At 66.8% G+C, this 15,188-nt stretch carries 24 protein-coding genes; 23 read left to right on the top strand and 1 reads right to left on the bottom strand.

Features of this window, described 5'->3' with window-relative positions:
- Window positions 1–31: 31 nt before the first annotated feature.
- Window positions 32–1,456 (bottom strand): tyrosine-protein kinase domain-containing protein, encoded by a 1,425-nt coding sequence (locus tag B0B15_RS04755; RefSeq protein ID WP_076673691.1) that lies wholly within the window; start codon window positions 1,454–1,456, stop codon window positions 32–34.
- A 161-nt stretch (window positions 1,457–1,617) separates the two neighbouring features.
- Here B0B15_RS04755 and B0B15_RS04760 point away from each other — a divergent pair, with 161 nt between their 5' ends.
- From B0B15_RS04760 to rplO, 23 genes are all read left to right on the top strand, one after another.
- Entirely contained in the window at window positions 1,618–3,033 is a 1,416-nt protein-coding gene (locus B0B15_RS04760) for a hypothetical protein (RefSeq protein WP_076673693.1), read from the top strand.
- Window positions 3,030–4,910: a DUF4012 domain-containing protein gene (locus B0B15_RS04765; RefSeq protein WP_076673695.1), complete on the top strand. Its 1,881-nt coding sequence runs from the start codon at window positions 3,030–3,032 to the stop codon at window positions 4,908–4,910. The genes B0B15_RS04760 and B0B15_RS04765 overlap by 4 nt, the downstream gene beginning before the upstream one ends.
- A gap of 111 nt (window positions 4,911–5,021) precedes the next feature.
- Window positions 5,022–5,240, top strand: coding sequence for a hypothetical protein (locus tag B0B15_RS04770; protein WP_076675176.1), 219 nt, complete (start codon window positions 5,022–5,024; stop codon window positions 5,238–5,240).
- A gap of 442 nt (window positions 5,241–5,682) precedes the next feature.
- Complete coding sequence (gene rpsJ / locus B0B15_RS04775) at window positions 5,683–5,991, top strand: 30S ribosomal protein S10 (RefSeq protein WP_013584016.1); 309 nt, start codon at window positions 5,683–5,685, stop codon at window positions 5,989–5,991.
- A gap of 8 nt (window positions 5,992–5,999) precedes the next feature.
- Entirely contained in the window at window positions 6,000–6,659 is a 660-nt protein-coding gene (rplC, locus tag B0B15_RS04780) for a 50S ribosomal protein L3 (protein WP_076673698.1), read from the top strand.
- Window positions 6,660–6,661: 2 nt separating this feature from the next.
- On the top strand, window positions 6,662–7,324 hold the full coding sequence (gene rplD, locus B0B15_RS04785) for a 50S ribosomal protein L4 (protein WP_076673700.1): 663 nt from the start codon (window positions 6,662–6,664) through the stop codon (window positions 7,322–7,324).
- Window positions 7,321–7,620 carry a 50S ribosomal protein L23 gene (gene rplW / locus B0B15_RS04790; protein WP_013584013.1) on the top strand — a complete coding sequence of 100 codons (300 nt, stop codon included), beginning with the start codon at window positions 7,321–7,323 and terminating at the stop codon, window positions 7,618–7,620. The genes rplD and rplW overlap by 4 nt, the downstream gene beginning before the upstream one ends.
- Before the next feature lie 24 nt (window positions 7,621–7,644).
- Window positions 7,645–8,484, top strand: coding sequence for a 50S ribosomal protein L2 (rplB, locus tag B0B15_RS04795; protein ID WP_013584012.1), 840 nt, complete (start codon window positions 7,645–7,647; stop codon window positions 8,482–8,484).
- 12 nt (window positions 8,485–8,496) lie between these two features.
- On the top strand, window positions 8,497–8,778 hold the full coding sequence (rpsS, locus tag B0B15_RS04800; RefSeq protein ID WP_013584011.1) for a 30S ribosomal protein S19: 282 nt from the start codon (window positions 8,497–8,499) through the stop codon (window positions 8,776–8,778).
- 22 nt (window positions 8,779–8,800) lie between these two features.
- The gene (gene rplV, locus B0B15_RS04805; protein WP_076673702.1) at window positions 8,801–9,199 is read left to right on the top strand and encodes a 50S ribosomal protein L22; all 399 of its coding nucleotides are present in this window, start codon (window positions 8,801–8,803) and stop codon (window positions 9,197–9,199) included.
- Window positions 9,199–9,957 (top strand): 30S ribosomal protein S3, encoded by a 759-nt coding sequence (rpsC, locus tag B0B15_RS04810; RefSeq protein ID WP_076673704.1) that lies wholly within the window; start codon window positions 9,199–9,201, stop codon window positions 9,955–9,957. Before rplV ends, rpsC begins: the two co-directional genes overlap by 1 nt.
- Window positions 9,957–10,376, top strand: a complete 420-nt coding sequence (rplP, locus tag B0B15_RS04815; RefSeq protein WP_013584008.1) for a 50S ribosomal protein L16 — start codon at window positions 9,957–9,959, stop codon at window positions 10,374–10,376. The genes rpsC and rplP overlap by 1 nt, the downstream gene beginning before the upstream one ends.
- Window positions 10,376–10,690, top strand: coding sequence for a 50S ribosomal protein L29 (gene rpmC, locus B0B15_RS04820; protein WP_058623969.1), 315 nt, complete (start codon window positions 10,376–10,378; stop codon window positions 10,688–10,690). The genes rplP and rpmC overlap by 1 nt, the downstream gene beginning before the upstream one ends.
- Window positions 10,690–11,016 carry a 30S ribosomal protein S17 gene (rpsQ, locus tag B0B15_RS04825; protein WP_076673706.1) on the top strand — a complete coding sequence of 109 codons (327 nt, stop codon included), beginning with the start codon at window positions 10,690–10,692 and terminating at the stop codon, window positions 11,014–11,016. Before rpmC ends, rpsQ begins: the two co-directional genes overlap by 1 nt.
- A gap of 35 nt (window positions 11,017–11,051) precedes the next feature.
- Window positions 11,052–11,420 (top strand): 50S ribosomal protein L14, encoded by a 369-nt coding sequence (rplN, locus tag B0B15_RS04830; protein WP_013584005.1) that lies wholly within the window; start codon window positions 11,052–11,054, stop codon window positions 11,418–11,420.
- 2 nt (window positions 11,421–11,422) lie between these two features.
- A complete protein-coding gene (gene rplX / locus B0B15_RS04835) occupies window positions 11,423–11,782 on the top strand; it encodes a 50S ribosomal protein L24 (RefSeq protein ID WP_076673708.1) in 360 nt (119 codons plus the stop codon).
- A gap of 2 nt (window positions 11,783–11,784) precedes the next feature.
- Window positions 11,785–12,375 carry a 50S ribosomal protein L5 gene (gene rplE / locus B0B15_RS04840; RefSeq protein WP_076673711.1) on the top strand — a complete coding sequence of 197 codons (591 nt, stop codon included), beginning with the start codon at window positions 11,785–11,787 and terminating at the stop codon, window positions 12,373–12,375.
- Between the two features lie 93 nt (window positions 12,376–12,468).
- Window positions 12,469–12,867, top strand: a complete 399-nt coding sequence (gene rpsH / locus B0B15_RS04845; RefSeq protein ID WP_013584002.1) for a 30S ribosomal protein S8 — start codon at window positions 12,469–12,471, stop codon at window positions 12,865–12,867.
- A 6-nt stretch (window positions 12,868–12,873) separates the two neighbouring features.
- Window positions 12,874–13,410, top strand: coding sequence for a 50S ribosomal protein L6 (rplF, locus tag B0B15_RS04850; protein ID WP_076673713.1), 537 nt, complete (start codon window positions 12,874–12,876; stop codon window positions 13,408–13,410).
- A 2-nt stretch (window positions 13,411–13,412) separates the two neighbouring features.
- Window positions 13,413–13,772 (top strand): 50S ribosomal protein L18, encoded by a 360-nt coding sequence (gene rplR / locus B0B15_RS04855; protein WP_043361012.1) that lies wholly within the window; start codon window positions 13,413–13,415, stop codon window positions 13,770–13,772.
- Window positions 13,769–14,449, top strand: a complete 681-nt coding sequence (gene rpsE / locus B0B15_RS04860; RefSeq protein WP_055959318.1) for a 30S ribosomal protein S5 — start codon at window positions 13,769–13,771, stop codon at window positions 14,447–14,449. The genes rplR and rpsE overlap by 4 nt, the downstream gene beginning before the upstream one ends.
- On the top strand, window positions 14,449–14,634 hold the full coding sequence (rpmD, locus tag B0B15_RS04865; protein WP_013583998.1) for a 50S ribosomal protein L30: 186 nt from the start codon (window positions 14,449–14,451) through the stop codon (window positions 14,632–14,634). The genes rpsE and rpmD overlap by 1 nt, the downstream gene beginning before the upstream one ends.
- Entirely contained in the window at window positions 14,634–15,167 is a 534-nt protein-coding gene (gene rplO, locus B0B15_RS04870; protein WP_076673715.1) for a 50S ribosomal protein L15, read from the top strand. The genes rpmD and rplO overlap by 1 nt, the downstream gene beginning before the upstream one ends.
- Window positions 15,168–15,188: the final 21 nt, after the last annotated feature.

Here is a 15,188-nt window from a genome sequence, read left to right on the forward strand (position 1 = left end):
TTCCCCGTGCAGACCGAGAGCACCGAGAAGGTCACTTCTCGTCCGCTCGCTCGCGGCGCGACCGACGCTCCCGGGTGCCTGCCGTGGTGCTCTCCTCCGGGGCGCTGTAGGAGTACGCGCCGTAGCCGTAGCTGTCCGGACCCTTGGAGGGCAGCATCGTGACGATGACGCCGAAGAGGCGGCTCCCGATGGCGTTCAGCTTTTCGACGGCGGCGGTGAGCTGCGGCTTCTTCGTGGTGCCCGAGGCCGCGACCATCAGGACGCCACTGGTGAAGCGTGAGATCACGGCGGCGTCCGTCACGAGCAGGAGCGGGGGAGCGTCGACCAGCACGTAGTCGAACGCGTCGGCGAGGGCTTCCAGCGTCCGCTGCATGGACTGGCTGCCGAGCAGTTCCGACGGGTTGGGGGGCGTCCGACCTGAGGGGAGGACGAACAGCTTGCCCGTACCCCACTGCTGGAGGACGTCGACGAGTTCAGCGCGTCCGATGAGGACGTCGGTGAGGCCGACGCCACCCTCGATGCCCATGTAGTCGGCCACGCGGGGCAGACGGAGGTCTCCGTCGACGAGCGCCACACGGGCTCCCGTCTCCGCGAGAGCGATGGCGAGGTTTGCCGTCGTCGTGGACTTGCCCTCGCCGGGGCCCGCACTCGAGACGACGAAAGACCGCGAAGAGCCGTCGACATCGATGAACTGCAGGTTGGTGCGAAGGCTTCGGAAGGACTCGGCGCGAGGGTTCCGCGGGTCGGCGTGCACGATGAGCGGACGCTTCTTGGCATCCGGGTCGAGGGCGATTCCACCCAGGACCGGCGCCTCGGTAGCGGCTTCGATGTCGTGCAGCGAGTGAATGCGAGTGTCGAGAATCGACCGCAGGATGGCTATACCGAGGCCGAGCGCAAGGCCGATGATGATGCCCAGAACCACATTGAGGAGGGTGTGCGGCGCCGCCGGGGTGACCGGGACGAGAGCGGGTTCGATCGTCTCGACCTTGACCAGGCTCGCCGCGTTGCCGTCGGGCTTTTCCAACTGGTTGACGACGACGTTGGCGAAATTGGTGCCGACGGAGTTCGCGATGTCTGCGGAGCGCTCGGCATTCGCGTCCGACACGCGTATCGAGATGATCACCGAGTTGGTCGGCGAGGACGCGTCGATGGAACGGGCGAGTTGTTGCGCCGTCGTGTCGAGGTCCAGGTCGTCGATGACGCGATCGAGAACAAGAGCGCTGTCGACGACATCGACGAAGCTCACCACGGCCTGACGAGCGAAGTTGGTGCCCTGGGCCAGCTCGCTGACGCCAGAACTGTCCGATCGCACAGAAACGTACAACTGCGTACTTGCTTCATACGTCGGCGTCTGGACCAACGAGTACCCATATGCGCCCGCGCCACCGAGAATGGTCAGCGCCAGAATGAGAATCCAGTTGCGGTGCAGGATCCGGAGATAGTCGCGCAGTTCCAAGCCTCGTCCATTCGCCCGTCGTGTAGGTGAGTGGGTGCCCGGCGGATACGCGGGATTTCTGCGGCTATTGTTGCCCGAGACAATCCGCGCCGTACCCGGCGCCCCCTCGACTACCCTACGACATTCGCAGAACGGCGCCGGAGATGCGCCGAGGAGACGCCATGAACGATCTCAGAAAGCTCGTCGCATCCTCGACCGAATCGAATGGCAATGCGCGTTCGGCGGCACAGGCGCCGACGGACGCGGCCGCTTTGCGCGACCTCGTGGGAGCCTCGGCCGCCCTCTCGGCTGACCCGCGAATTGCGTCGGAGAAATCGCAGTTGCGTGCTCTCGTCGGAGAGGGCGCGTCCAGCTCTTCGACATCGCGCTCGCAGAAGCTCACCGACCTGACCGGCGGTTCTGCGTGGGCGCCGGCCACCGATTCCCGGGACGCGCTGTCGGCGCTGGTCGGCGGTTCCCGCCCTGCGTCTTCCCCGGACTCGCGCGCCGCGCTCTCGTCGCTCGTCGGTGCGGGCGGCAAGTCCGCGGAGGATGCCGGTTGGCGGGCGCCCGAGCTCGCCCAGGTTGGCAAGCGCCCCATCTTCAACGGCCGCCGCAAGGCCGGAGCTGTGAACTACCTCAGCCTCGCCGCCGCCGTCCTCGCGGTTGTGGCGATCGTCGGCACAGCGTCCTTCGCCGTGGTGCAACGCGCAACGGCGAATCCCGCCGACGACGCGATGGTGAGCCTCCGTGAGCGCGAGGCGGAGCTCGCGAATGACACGAAGGTCCTGCAGACGGCGGCCGATCTGTATGACGCCTCGGTGGAGGAGGCCACGCTTCTGGCCCAGTCCAGCGAGTCGGTTCTCGCGGCGCTCGACGGGCGCGTGGATGGGGCCGCGCTGGCGGCGGCGCAAGCCGCACGAGGGACGCTTCTTCAGGCGGCTGCTACGGCGGTTTCGGTGTCCATCCCCGAGTACCAGCGCGCATCGATCGACGAGGAGTCGCTCGCCGACGTGGGCAAGGCGATCGACGGCGTGCGCCTCGCGCGCGAGTCGCTCCCCACGCTGATCACCGATGCGCGCGATGCACGGTCGCAGGTCACCGGGGCGGTGTCAGCGTTCCGCACGGAGCTCGCGAACCTCGGTTCGGCGATCAGGGCGGAGGCTGACAGGCTGGTCGTCGAGAACGACTCCGCGACCCAAAGCTTCCGCACGGCGGTAACCGATGCGGCGGGCCGTGTGACCGCGGCGCAGCAGGCGGGCGGCGATGGTCTCGCCGAGATGCCCGTCTACGCTGCGGCCGTGGATGCCCTGCGCGCTGAGAACCAGCGCGTCCTCGCGCTCGAAGAAGCTGAGCGCGAGCGGACACCCACGCAGCAGCCGACACGCAACCCCGGCTCGGGTGGGTCGAACACGGGAGGCGGTTCGACGAACCCGTCGCCCGCTCCCGCCCCGTCGCCCTCGGAGTCCACGCCTCCGACGGAGCCCACCGATCCGCCCACCGATACCCCGACGGATCCTCCGACGACGGAGCCGAGCCTCCCGCCGATCATCGTCGATCCTCCGGCCACCGATGACGGCACGGGGACCAGCTCGTGACCGTGGACTCGAGTTCGCGTCGCGACCGCTCCCGACGCTCTCGCGACGACGACGCGCCCACATCCTCGACGCGCGCCTCGCTCGCCGCCACCATCACCGGATGGACCCTCGGCGCCCTCGGCTTCGCCGTCTTCGGCGCGGCTGCCGTCGCCCTCGCCTTCGCGCACCAGGCAGGCGTCGTGCGCACCGACCTTCTCGGGGCGCAGTCGAAGCTCTCCTTCGTGCCGCAGATCGTCGCCAACCGCGACATCGCGGGCCTCAACCAGGTTTCGAACGAGGTTCTCGAGCAGACCAATCGTGCGGACGAGAACTCGTCCGGACCGCTGTGGGACCTGGCATCCTCCATTCCCCTCGTCAAGGACAACACCGAGGCGGTGCAAAGCCTCACCGCCATGACGCGCGAGCTGACCGGCAGGGCGCTGCCGCCCACGGTCGCCCTGCTGTCCGCATCCGATTTCTCCTCTCTCGCCGTCGAGGGCGGGGGGATCAACCTCGAGCCTTTCCGTGCCGCCGAGGGCGCGCTGCCCGAGATCACGGCTGCCTTCACCGACGCCAAGGTCGTCACCGACGGCATCGATCGCACCAACCTGCTGCCGCTCGTCACCGAGCCGCTCGACCAGGTCGCGCAGATCGTCGACCAGGCCGCTCCCTCGCTCACGTTGGTGCAGAAGTACCTTCCGTCGCTCTTGGCGGCCGCGGGCGCGGACGGGCCCAAGACCTACCTCGTCGTCTTCCAGAACAACGCGGAGATCCGCGCAACCGGCGGCAACCCCGCCGCATCCAGCGTGATGGTGGTCGACAACGGGCGCATCGAGCTCAAGGAGCAGTCCGACTCGATGGCGTTCTACGCCGCGGGTCAGGCCGGCCGTTCTGCGCTCGATCTCCCCGAGAGCACCACGGCCCTCTACCCCGACACGTTCACGCGCTACTCGCAAGACTTCACTTTCACCCCCGACTTCCCCACGACGGCCCGCCTGTTCGAATCCCTCTGGAAGCGCACCGACGGCTCGCAGTTCGACGGTGTGATGTCGATCGACCCCGTCGTTCTCGCCCACATGCTCGAGGTGCTGGGCCCCGTCGACCTGCCGACCGGTGAGCAGATCACCGCCGAGAACGCGGTCAAGCTCGTCCTCAGCGACGCGTACCAGCGGTACGGGGATGCCGGCGACAACGGCCGATCGTCTGACGAGTTCTTCGCCACGGTGTCGTCGACCGTGTTCTCGCGCCTTGCTGCCGGACAGTGGAACCCGATTGCGATGTTCGATCAGTTGAGCCGCAGCGCCCAGGAGCAGCGCGTCAACCTGTGGTTCACCGACGAGCAGGCTCAAGCCCTGGTGAGCGAGGTCGGCCTCGACGGCGGTCTGCGCGGCGACAACACCGCGTCGACCCAGCTGGGCATTTATCTGAATGACTTCTCGGTCGGCAAGCTCGAGTACCACCTCTCGACCGAGGTCTTCGCCTCGTGCAACGCGGCCGATCGCACCGTGAACGTCAGCATGAACATGCGCAACAGCATCACGGATGACATCACAAACGCCTACACGCTGGGCGCGCGCAACGGCACGTACGGTCTGCCGCGCACCACGATGATGCTCGACACGTTGTTCTTCGCTCCGCCCGGAGCGACGATCACGGCGATGGACCCCTCCGAGGGCGACATCCCCTCGCTTTCGCGCAGCGGCAACGAGAACGGCAACACGGGTGAGAGTCGCATGGTCACGCTCGGCCAGAACGAGACGCGCACCGTCTCGTACACCGTGCAGCTGCCCTCCGGCCCGCTCGGACCGCTCGATCTGCGCCACACGCCGACCGCAAGCGACACCCCGGTCACGATCGATACGTCGTGCGACCCGTTTCTGGCGGGCTTCGCGGAATAAGACGACGCGCTCGCGGGGGAGAGCAAGGTCTTCCCTTCCCCGCGGCGCCCGCACCACAATGAACCTCACCCGTCGGCATCCCGCCGGCACAGGTCAGCGAGGGAGATGCGCATGAGCGGCGTGGACGACATCATCAACAAGGGCAAGAAGCTGCTCGATGAGAACCGCGACAAGATCGAAGCGGCGCTCAAGAGTGAGAAGGCCGAACAGGTCAGCGACAAGGTCCTCGACGGTGCGGCCGACGCGATCAAGAAGATCGTCCCGGCCGAGCAGCACGGGAAGGTCGACGAGATCCGCCAGAACGTCGACAAGAACATCGGCAACGCCTGACGCGCGACTCCATATGGCGCCGTCCCCGGGAATCGGGGGCGGCGTCATCGCGTTTGGGGAAGGGATGCTGAGCATCCGCCGCACGCGACACGCCCGGGTTTGCGACACGTGCCGGGGGTCCGTAGACTAGTCCAGTTCCACATTCCGGCGTGCGCTCGGCGCGCGCCAGGATCACTGTCTCGGCAGTGCACAGGCGGCGCGGAAGCGCAGGGTCCTGGGCCGCGGGCAGCAGAACACCACACCGAACCCCTTCATCCTTCACGGGATTCGCACGCGTGCGTGCGCGGGGCGGGCCGGATGCCATGACATGGAATCCGGTTTGACAGCTGAACAGCGGTGCAGCATCTCTCGCGCAAGCGAGGGGAAGTGCCAGGGTGCGTCAGCACCACCGTGCGTCCAATGCCCCAGGTCGGGTAAGACGCTGAAAGAGAGAGAGCAGACAATGGCGGGACAGAAGATCCGCATTCGCCTGAAGTCGTACGACCACGCCGGGCTCGACTCGTCGGCGCGCAAGATCGTCGACACCGTGACCCGTGCCGGCGCCACCGTGGTGGGCCCGGTTCCCCTTCCGACCGAGAAGAACGTCGTGTGCGTCATCCGGTCGCCCCACAAGTACAAGGACAGCCGCGAGCACTTCGAGATGCGCACCCACAAGCGCCTCATCGACATCATCGACCCGACGCCCAAGGCCGTCGACTCGCTGATGCGCCTCGACCTCCCGGCCGATGTCAACATCGAGATCAAGCTCTGAGGTTCGACATGGCTGACATCAACTCCAAGATCTCCAAGGGCCTCCTCGGCACCAAGCTCGGCATGACCCAGGTGTGGGACGAGAACGGCAAGCTCGTTCCCGTCACCGTCATCGAGGTCGCTCCGAACGTCGTGACCCAGCTGCGCTCGCTCGAGAAGGACGGCTACAACGCCGTTCAGATCGGCTACGGCCAGATCGACCCCCGCAAGGTGAACAAGCCCCTCACGGCTCACTTCGACGCCGCCGGTGTCACCCCGCGCCGCCACCTCACCGAGGTGCGCACCGCGGATGCCGCCGACTACTCGCTGGGCCAGGAGCTCACCGTCGACGGCCTGTTCGAGGCCGGCCAGCTGGTCGACGTCGTCGGCACCAGCAAGGGCAAGGGCACCGCCGGTGTCATGAAGCGTCACAACTTCAAGGGTGTCTCCGCATCTCACGGTGCGCACCGCAACCACCGCAAGCCCGGTTCGATCGGCGCCTCGTCGACCCCGAGCCGCGTCTTCAAGGGCATGCGCATGGCCGGCCGTATGGGTGGCGAGCGCGTGACCGTCCTCAACCTCACGGTGCACGCCGTCGACGCCGAGAAGGGCCTGATGCTCGTCAAGGGCGCCGTCCCCGGTGCTCGTGGCCGCATCGTCTACGTCCGCAACGCAGTGAAGGGTGCCTGATCATGGCTGACTCGACTCTCGCGCTCGACGTCGTGAAGGCCGACGGCAACAAGGCCGGCTCTGTCGAGCTGCCCGCCGCGCTCTTCGACGTCAAGACGAACATCCCCCTCATCCACCAGGTCGTCGTGGCGCAGCGCGCCGCGGCTCGCCAGGGCACGCACTCGACCAAGCGTCGTGGCGAGGTCTCCGGTGCCGGCCGCAAGCCCTTCAAGCAGAAGGGCACGGGTAACGCCCGTCAGGGCTCGATCCGCGCGCCGCACATGACCGGTGGTGGCATCGTCCACGGGCCCAAGCCCCGCGACTACAGCCAGCGCACCCCCAAGAAGATGATCGCCGCCGCCCTCCTGGGTGCGCTCAGCGACCGTGCTCGTGGGCAGCGCCTCCACATCGTCGACAGCTTCGCCATCGAGGGTGCTCCCTCGACCAAGGCCGCCGCTGCCGCGCTGAAGGCCTTCGGTGCCGTCAAGAACGTCCTGGTGGTCATCGACCGCGACGACGAGCTGACGATCAAGAGCGTGCGCAACCTCGCGTACGTCCACGTGCTGACCGTCGGCCAGCTCAACACGTACGACGTGCTCGTCTCCGACGACATCGTCTTCACCAAGGCCGCCTACGACGCGTTCGTCGCGTCGAAGAGCGCTGCCACCGAGGAGGTCTCGGCATGACCACCGTCAACAAGGACCCGCGCGACATCATCCTGAAGCCGGTCGTCTCCGAGAAGAGCTACTCGCTCATCGACGAGGGCAAGTACACCTTCCTGGTGGACCCCCGTTCGTCGAAGACCGAGATCAAGCTCGCGATCGAGAAGATCTTCGGCGTCAAGGTCGCTTCGGTGAACACGCTGAACCGTCAGGGCAAGGCCCGTCGGACCCGCTTCGGCATCGGCAAGCGCAAGGACACCAAGCGTGCCATCGTCACGCTGAAGTCCGGCACCATCGACATCTTCACGTCTGTCGGCTGACGGTCGGGATAGAGGACAAGAACAATGGCTATTCGCAAGTACAAGCCCACGACCCCCGGTCGCCGCGGCTCGTCGGTGGCCGACTTCGCCGAGATCACCCGATCGACGCCCGAGAAGTCGCTGCTGCGCCCGCTGTCGAAGACCGGTGGCCGCAACAACCAGGGCCGCATCACCACGCGTCACATCGGTGGTGGCCACAAGCGTCAGTACCGTCTGATCGACTTCCGTCGTAACGACAAGGACGGCATCGACGCCAAGGTCGCTCACATCGAGTACGACCCCAACCGCACCGCGCGCATCGCGCTGCTGCACTACGCGGACGGCGAGAAGCGCTACATCCTCGCCCCCGCGAAGCTGTCGCAGGGCGACGTCGTCGAGTCGGGTGCCGGCGCTGACATCAAGCCCGGCAACAACCTGCCGCTGCGCAACATCCCCACCGGTACCGTGATCCACGCGATCGAGCTGCGTCCCGGCGGCGGTGCGAAGATGGCCCGTTCGGCCGGCGCCTCGGTGCGTCTGGTCGCGAAGGACGGCCCCTACGCGCAGCTGCGTCTGCCCTCCGGCGAGATCCGCAACGTCGACGTGCGCTGCCGCGCCACGATCGGCGAGGTCGGCAACGCCGAGCAGTCGAACATCAACTGGGGCAAGGCCGGCCGCATGCGCTGGAAGGGCGTCCGCCCGACCGTGCGTGGTGTCGCCATGAACCCGGTCGACCACCCGCACGGTGGTGGTGAGGGTAAGACCTCCGGTGGTCGTCACCCTGTTTCGCCGTGGGGTAAGGCCGAGGGCCGCACCCGCCACGCGAACAAGGAGAGCGACAAGCTCATCGTCCGCCGTCGCACCGCCGGCAAGAAGCGCAAGTAGGAGTAGAGGAAGATGCCTCGCAGCCTTAAGAAGGGCCCCTTCGTCGACGAGCACCTGCTTCGCAAGGTCGTCTCGCAGAACGAAGCCGGTTCCAAGAACGTCATCAAGACCTGGTCGCGCCGTTCGATGATCATCCCCGCCATGCTGGGACACACCATCGCCGTGCACGACGGTCGCAAGCACATCCCCGTGTTCGTGACCGAGACCATGGTCGGCCACAAGCTGGGCGAGTTCTCGCCCACCCGCACCTTCCGCGGCCACGTGAAGGACGACAAGAAGGGCCGTCGCCGCTAAGGCGACCGAGGAGGAGAGAGAAATGGTGGAGTCCATCGCACGTGTGCGACACATCCGCGTGACCCCTCAGAAGGCTCGTCGTGTCGTCGCGCTCATCAAGGGAAAGCAGGCCGAAGAGGCCCTCGCCATCCTGAAGTTCGCGCCGCAGGGCGCGAGCGAGCCGATCTACAAGCTCGTCGCCTCGGCGATCGCGAACGCTCGCGTCACCGCCGACAAGACGAACGAATACCTGGATGACGCCGACCTGTACGTGAAGAACGCGTACGTCGACGAGGGCACGACGCTGAAGCGTTTCCAGCCCCGCGCTCAGGGTCGCGCCTTCCAGATCAAGAAGCGCACGAGCCACATCACGGTCGTGCTCGCGACGCCCGAGACCGCTGACGCGGCCCCGGCTCGCGCCAACAAGAAGGCGAGCAAGTAATGGGACAGAAGGTCAACCCGTACGGCTTCCGCCTCGGCATCACCACCGACCACGTGTCGCGGTGGTTCTCGGACTCGACGAAGGCCGGTCAGCGCTACGCCGACTACCTCGCCGAGGACATTAAGATCCGTCGCCTGCTGACCACGTCGCTCGACCGCGCCGGTGTCAGCAACATCGAGATCGAGCGCACGCGTGACCGCGTCCGCGTCGACATCCACACCGCCCGCCCGGGCATCGTGATCGGTCGCCGCGGCGCCGAGGCCGAGCGCATCCGCGCCGACCTCGAGAAGCTCACCGGCAAGCAGATCCAGCTGAACATCCTCGAGGTCAAGAACCCCGAGGCCGACGCTCAGCTCGTCGCGCAGGGTGTCGCCGAGCAGCTCTCTGCTCGTGTGGCGTTCCGTCGCGCGATGCGCAAGGGTCTGCAGGGCGCGCAGCGCGCCGGCGCCAAGGGTGTCCGCATTCAGGTGTCGGGCCGCCTCGGCGGCGCCGAGATGAGCCGCTCCGAGTTCTACCGCGAAGGCCGTGTGCCCCTGCACACCCTGCGCGCGAACATCGACTACGGCTTCTACGAGGCCAAGACGACCTTCGGCCGCATCGGCGTGAAGGTCTGGATCTACAAGGGCGACCTCACCAACAAGGAGCTCGCCCGCGAGCAGGCCAACGCGCCCAAGTCGCGCGGTCGTGACGACCGCGGTGGCGACCGTCGTCGTGGCCCGCGCAACGAGGCCCCCGTGGCAGAAGGAGCGTCGGCGTAATGCTCATCCCCCGTAAGGTCAAGTACCGGAAGCAGCACCACCCCGGTCGCTCGGGTCAGGCCACCGGTGGCACCACGGTGTCGTTCGGTGAGTTCGGCATCCAGGCTCTGACCCCCGCTTACGTGACCAACCGTCAGATCGAGTCCGCTCGTATCGCCATGACGCGTCACATCAAGCGTGGTGGAAAGGTGTGGATCAACATCTACCCCGACCGTCCCCTCACCAAGAAGCCGGCCGAAACCCGCATGGGTTCCGGTAAGGGTTCCCCCGAGTGGTGGGTTGCCAACGTCAAGCCGGGCCGCGTCCTCTTCGAGGTCGCGGGTGTCAACGAGGAACTCGCTCGTGAAGCACTCACCCGTGCCATCCACAAGCTGCCGCTGAAGGCACGCATCATCAAGCGCGAGGAGGGCGACGCGTAATGGCGATCGGCACCAAGCAGCTCGCCCCGAGCGAGCTCGACACGTTCGAAGACCAGCGCCTCGTCGAGGAGCTGCGCAAGGCCAAGGAAGAGCTGTTCAACCTGCGCTTCCAGTCGGCTACCGGCCAGCTCGAGAGCCACGGTCGCATCCGTGCAGTCAAGCGCGACATCGCGCGTCTGTACACGGTGATCCGTGAGCGCGAGCTCGGCATCCGCGCCACCCCGGCTCCGGTCGAGGCTCCGGCGAAGGCGAAGAAGAGCAAGGCGAAGAAGGCGGATGCCGCTGACGACGCCGCGAAGGAAGAGGCGGAGTAATGGCTACCGCGAAGAAGGCCGAGGCGCAGGTCGCCGGTCACGAGCACGCCGAGAACGACGTCCGCGACGAGAACGCCCGCGGATACCGCAAGGCGCGTCGTGGCTACGTCGTCAGCGACAAGATGGACAAGACGATCGTCGTCGAGGTCGAGGACCGCGTGAAGCACCCGCTCTACGGCAAGGTCATCCGCCGCACCTCCAAGGTCAAGGCGCACGACGAGACCAACTCGGCGGGCATCGGCGACCTGGTCGTCATCAACGAGACCCGTCCGCTCAGCGCCACCAAGCGCTGGCGCCTGGTCGAGATCCTCGAGAAGGCCAAGTAAGCCTCGCGGCTTGCTTGGAACCCAAGGAGTAAAAAGTGATTCAGAACGAATCCCGGCTGAAGGTCGCTGACAACACCGGCGCCAAGGAGCTGCTCACCATTCGCGTGCTCGGCGGCTCCAACCGTCGCTACGCCGGCCTGGGTGACGTCATCGTCGCCACGGTCAAGGACGCGATTCCCGGTGGAAACGTCAAGAAGGGCGACGTGGTCAAGGCCGTCGTCGTCCGCGTCGTGAAGCAGACCCGCCGTCCCGACGGCTCGTACATCAAGTTCGACGAGAACGCCGCCGTGATCCTGAAGAACGACGGGGAGCCCCGCGGCACCCGTATCTTCGGACCGGTCGGTCGTGAGCTTCGTGACAAGAAGTTCATGAAGATCGTCTCGCTCGCCCCGGAGGTCATCTGATCATGGCGAAAATCAAGAAGGGCGACCTGGTTCAGGTCATCTCGGGCGCCAAGCCCGAGCGCGGCGGCGACCGCGGCAAGCAGGGCAAGGTCCTCGAGGTCCTGTCCGAGCAGAACCGCGTCATCGTCGAGGGCGTGAACTACGTCACCAAGCACAACCGCGTGGGCCAGTCCCAGCGCGGCACCAAGACCGGTGGCATCGAGACGTTCGAAGCCCCGATCCACATCTCCAACGTCGCGCTCGTCGACCCCTCGACCAAGAAGCCGACCCGTGTCGGTCACCGTGTCGAGGAGCAGGTGAAGGACGGCGTCAAGCGCACCGTCCGTGTGCGCTACGCGAAGAAGTCAGGCAAGGACCTCTGAACATGAGCACCGTGACTGCCGCGGAGACTGGCAAGATCCAGCCCCGCCTCAAGCAGAAGTACAACGCCGAGATCAAGAAGGCGCTGCAGGACGAGTTCGGCTACGAGAACGTCATGCAGATCCCCGGCCTGGTCAAGGTCGTCGTGAACACCGGTGTCGGCGAGGCCGCTCGCGACAGCAAGGTGATCGATGGTGCGGTCGACGACCTCACCAAGATCACGGGTCAGAAGCCCGTCGTCACCAAGGCCCGCAAGTCCATCGCGCAGTTCAAGCTGCGCGAGGGCCAGGCCATCGGCGCGCACGTCACCCTCCGTGGCGACCGTGCGTGGGAGTTCATCGACCGCCTCGTCAACCTCGCCCTGCCCCGCATCCGCGACTTCCGCGGTCTGTCGGCCAAGCAGTTCGACGGCAACGGCAACTACACCTTCGGTCTCCAGGAGCAGTCCGTGTTCCACGAGATCGATCAGGACCGCATCGACCGCGTGCGTGGTTTCGACATCACCATCGTCACCACCGCCAAGACCGACGACGAAGGCCGCTCGCTGCTCCGCCAGCTCGGCTTCCCCTTCCAGTCGGCCGACCAGCAGGCCTGACGCCTCGGGCCCCCGGGATTTCCGGGGGCCCGTCATCGAAGGTCGGCTGTCGCGTAACGGCAGCCGAAACCTCATGAAAGAAAGAAGCAACACATGACGATGACAGACCCGGTCGCAGACATGCTGACCCGTCTGCGCAACGCGAACTCGGCGCACCACGACTCCGTGTCGATGCCGAGCTCGAAGCTCAAGACCAACATCGCCGCCATCCTCAAGCAGGAGGGTTACATCGCCGACTGGAGCGTCGAAGACGCCCGCGTCGGCCAGACCCTCAACATGACGCTGAAGTACGGCCCGAACCGCGAGCGGTCGATCGCCGGCATCAAGCGCGTCTCCAAGCCCGGCCTCCGCGTGTACGCGAAGTCGACCGAGGTCCCCACGGTCCTCGGCGGGCTCGGCGTCGCCATCCTGTCCACCTCCTCCGGTCTCCTCACCGACCGTCAGGCCGAGCAGAAGGGCGTCGGCGGGGAAGTCCTCGCCTACGTGTGGTGATCTGACATGTCGCGTATTGGACGTCTTCCCATCGACATCCCCGCCGGAGTCACCGTCTCGGTGAACGGCCGGGAGGTCAACGTCAAGGGCCCGAAGGGCGAGCTCGCGCTCACCATCGCACAGCCCCTCGAGGTGTCGGTCGAGGAGAACCAGGTTCTCGTCACCCGCCCCGACGACGAGCGCGAGTCGCGGTCGCTCCACGGCCTGACCCGCACGCTCATCAACAACAACATCATCGGTGTCACCCAGGGCTACACCAAGGGCCTCGAGGTCGTCGGAACGGGTTACCGCGTGGCGCAGAAGGGCAGCTCCATCGAGTTCGCCCTCGGCTTCTCGCACCCCGTGCTGATCGACCCGCCCGCCGGCATCACCCTCACGGTCGAAGGCAACAACAAGGTCACCGTGAGTGGCATCGACAAGCAGGCCGTCGGCGAGGCCGCCGCCAACATCCGCAAGATCCGCAAGCCCGAGCCCTACAAGGGCAAGGGTGTGCGTTACGCGGGCGAGGTCGTGCGTCGCAAGGCCGGAAAGAGTGGTAAGTGACCATGGCTGTCAAGACAAAGTCTGTCGCTCGTGCTCGTCGCCACGCGCGCCTTCGCAAGAAGGTCGTCGGCACCGAGCTGCGCCCCCGTCTCGTCGTGACGCGTTCCGCGCGCCACGTGTTCGTCCAGGTCGTGGACGACAGCAAGGGCCACACGGTGGCCTCCGCCTCGACCCTCGAGACCGACCTGCGCGGTTTCGACGGTGACAAGACCGCCAAGGCCCGCAAGGTCGGCGAGCTCGTCGCCGAGCGCGCCAAGGCCGTGGGCGTCTCCGACGTCGTGTTCGACCGTGGCGGCAACCGCTACGCCGGCCGCGTCGCCGCGATCGCCGACGGAGCTCGCGAAGGAGGGCTGAACCTGTGAGTGACAACAAGGAGACCGAAGTGACCGAGCAGACTGCACCGGCTGAGGGTGCGGCTGCGGCTCAGGCCCCCGCCGAGCGCGAGCGCGAGCCCCGTCGCGGTGGTCGCGAGCGCAACACCAACCAGCGCGACCGTGGTTCGCGCGACCGCAACGAGAGCCAGTTCCTCGAGCGCGTCGTGACGATCAACCGCGTGTCGAAGGTCGTCAAGGGCGGTCGCCGCTTCAGCTTCACGGCGCTCGTCGTCGTGGGTGACGGCAACGGCGTGGTCGGTGTCGGCTACGGCAAGGCCCGCGAAGTGCCCCTCGCCATCTCGAAGGGTGTCGAAGAGGCCAAGCGCAACTTCTTCCGCGTTCCCCGCTCGGGCTCGACCATCCCGCACCCCGTCCAGGGTGAGGCCGCTGCCGGTGTGGTGCTCCTGCGCCCCGCCGCCGCCGGTACCGGTGTTATCGCCGGTGGTCCCGTCCGCGCCGTCCTCGAGTGCGCCGGCATCCACGATGTCCTCTCGAAGTCGCTCGGTTCGTCGAACACGATCAACATCGTGCACGCGACCGTCGAGGCTCTGAAGGCGCTCGAGGAGCCCCGCGCCGTGGCCGCCCGTCGTGGCCTGGAGTTCGACCAGGTCGCCCCGGCCCGCCTCGTGCGCGCCGAGGCCGCCGCTCAGAAGGTAGGTGCCTGATGGCCGAGCGTCTGAAGGTCACGCAGATCAAGTCCAAGGTGAGCGAGAAGCAGAACCAGCGTGACACGCTGCGTTCGCTCGGTCTCAAGCGGATCGGCGACTCGGTCGTCCGTCCCGACGACGCGCAGACGCGCGGCTACGTCAAGACCGTCGCCCACCTCGTCAAGGTTGAGGAGATCGACTAATGGCTGCCAAGAAGGACGAGACCGCTACGGTCGACGCCCCGAAGAAGTCGACGGCCGCCAAGGCGGCCGCCAAGAAGGAAGCCCCCGCGGCGCGCCCCGGCGTGCTCAAGGTCCACCACCTGCGTCCCGTCCCGGGCGCTCACACCGCGAAGACCCGTGTCGGTCGCGGTGAGGGCTCCAAGGGTAAGACCGCCGGTCGCGGTACCAAGGGAACCAAGGCCCGTTACCAGGTCAAGGTCGGCTTCGAGGGTGGGCAGATGCCGCTGCACATGCGCACCCCGAAGCTCCGCGGCTTCAAGAACCCGTTCCGCGTCGAGTACCAGGTCGTCAACCTGGAGAAGCTCGCCGAGCTCTACCCGCAGGGTGGCGACGTGACCGTCGCCGACCTCGTGGCCAAGGGCGCCGTCCGCAAGAACGAGAAGGTCAAGGTGCTCGGCACCGGCGACATCTCGGTCGCGCTGACCGTTTCGGTCGACAAGGTCTCCGGCTCCGCTGAGCAGAAGATCGTCGCCGCAGGCGGCTCCGTCAACTGACGCCCGACCCCGAAGGGGCCG

The sequence above is a fragment of the Microbacterium sp. RU1D genome (assembly GCF_900156435.1).
Classification (GTDB): domain Bacteria; phylum Actinomycetota; class Actinomycetes; order Actinomycetales; family Microbacteriaceae; genus Microbacterium.

What these genes read in the sequence shown, in the direction of transcription:
- rplW (WP_013584013.1), top strand. Translation starts at nt 7,321, where the DNA reads ATGACCACCGTCAACAAGGACCCGCGCGACATCATCCTGAAGCCGGTC.
- B0B15_RS04760 (WP_076673693.1), top strand. Translation starts at nt 1,618, where the DNA reads ATGAACGATCTCAGAAAGCTCGTCGCATCCTCGACCGAATCGAATGGC.
- rplX (WP_076673708.1), top strand. Translation starts at nt 11,423, where the DNA reads ATGGCGAAAATCAAGAAGGGCGACCTGGTTCAGGTCATCTCGGGCGCC.
- rpmC (WP_058623969.1), top strand. Translation starts at nt 10,376, where the DNA reads ATGGCGATCGGCACCAAGCAGCTCGCCCCGAGCGAGCTCGACACGTTC.
- rplV (WP_076673702.1), top strand. Translation starts at nt 8,801, where the DNA reads ATGGTGGAGTCCATCGCACGTGTGCGACACATCCGCGTGACCCCTCAG.
- B0B15_RS04770 (WP_076675176.1), top strand. Translation starts at nt 5,022, where the DNA reads ATGAGCGGCGTGGACGACATCATCAACAAGGGCAAGAAGCTGCTCGAT.
- rpsQ (WP_076673706.1), top strand. Translation starts at nt 10,690, where the DNA reads ATGGCTACCGCGAAGAAGGCCGAGGCGCAGGTCGCCGGTCACGAGCAC.
- rplP (WP_013584008.1), top strand. Translation starts at nt 9,957, where the DNA reads ATGCTCATCCCCCGTAAGGTCAAGTACCGGAAGCAGCACCACCCCGGT.
- rpsH (WP_013584002.1), top strand. Translation starts at nt 12,469, where the DNA reads ATGACGATGACAGACCCGGTCGCAGACATGCTGACCCGTCTGCGCAAC.
- rplF (WP_076673713.1), top strand. Translation starts at nt 12,874, where the DNA reads ATGTCGCGTATTGGACGTCTTCCCATCGACATCCCCGCCGGAGTCACC.
- rpsJ (WP_013584016.1), top strand. Translation starts at nt 5,683, where the DNA reads ATGGCGGGACAGAAGATCCGCATTCGCCTGAAGTCGTACGACCACGCC.
- rplO (WP_076673715.1), top strand. Translation starts at nt 14,634, where the DNA reads ATGGCTGCCAAGAAGGACGAGACCGCTACGGTCGACGCCCCGAAGAAG.
- rplC (WP_076673698.1), top strand. Translation starts at nt 6,000, where the DNA reads ATGGCTGACATCAACTCCAAGATCTCCAAGGGCCTCCTCGGCACCAAG.
- rplE (WP_076673711.1), top strand. Translation starts at nt 11,785, where the DNA reads ATGAGCACCGTGACTGCCGCGGAGACTGGCAAGATCCAGCCCCGCCTC.
- rpmD (WP_013583998.1), top strand. Translation starts at nt 14,449, where the DNA reads ATGGCCGAGCGTCTGAAGGTCACGCAGATCAAGTCCAAGGTGAGCGAG.
- rpsS (WP_013584011.1), top strand. Translation starts at nt 8,497, where the DNA reads ATGCCTCGCAGCCTTAAGAAGGGCCCCTTCGTCGACGAGCACCTGCTT.
- rpsC (WP_076673704.1), top strand. Translation starts at nt 9,199, where the DNA reads ATGGGACAGAAGGTCAACCCGTACGGCTTCCGCCTCGGCATCACCACC.
- rplB (WP_013584012.1), top strand. Translation starts at nt 7,645, where the DNA reads ATGGCTATTCGCAAGTACAAGCCCACGACCCCCGGTCGCCGCGGCTCG.
- rplR (WP_043361012.1), top strand. Translation starts at nt 13,413, where the DNA reads ATGGCTGTCAAGACAAAGTCTGTCGCTCGTGCTCGTCGCCACGCGCGC.
- rplD (WP_076673700.1), top strand. Translation starts at nt 6,662, where the DNA reads ATGGCTGACTCGACTCTCGCGCTCGACGTCGTGAAGGCCGACGGCAAC.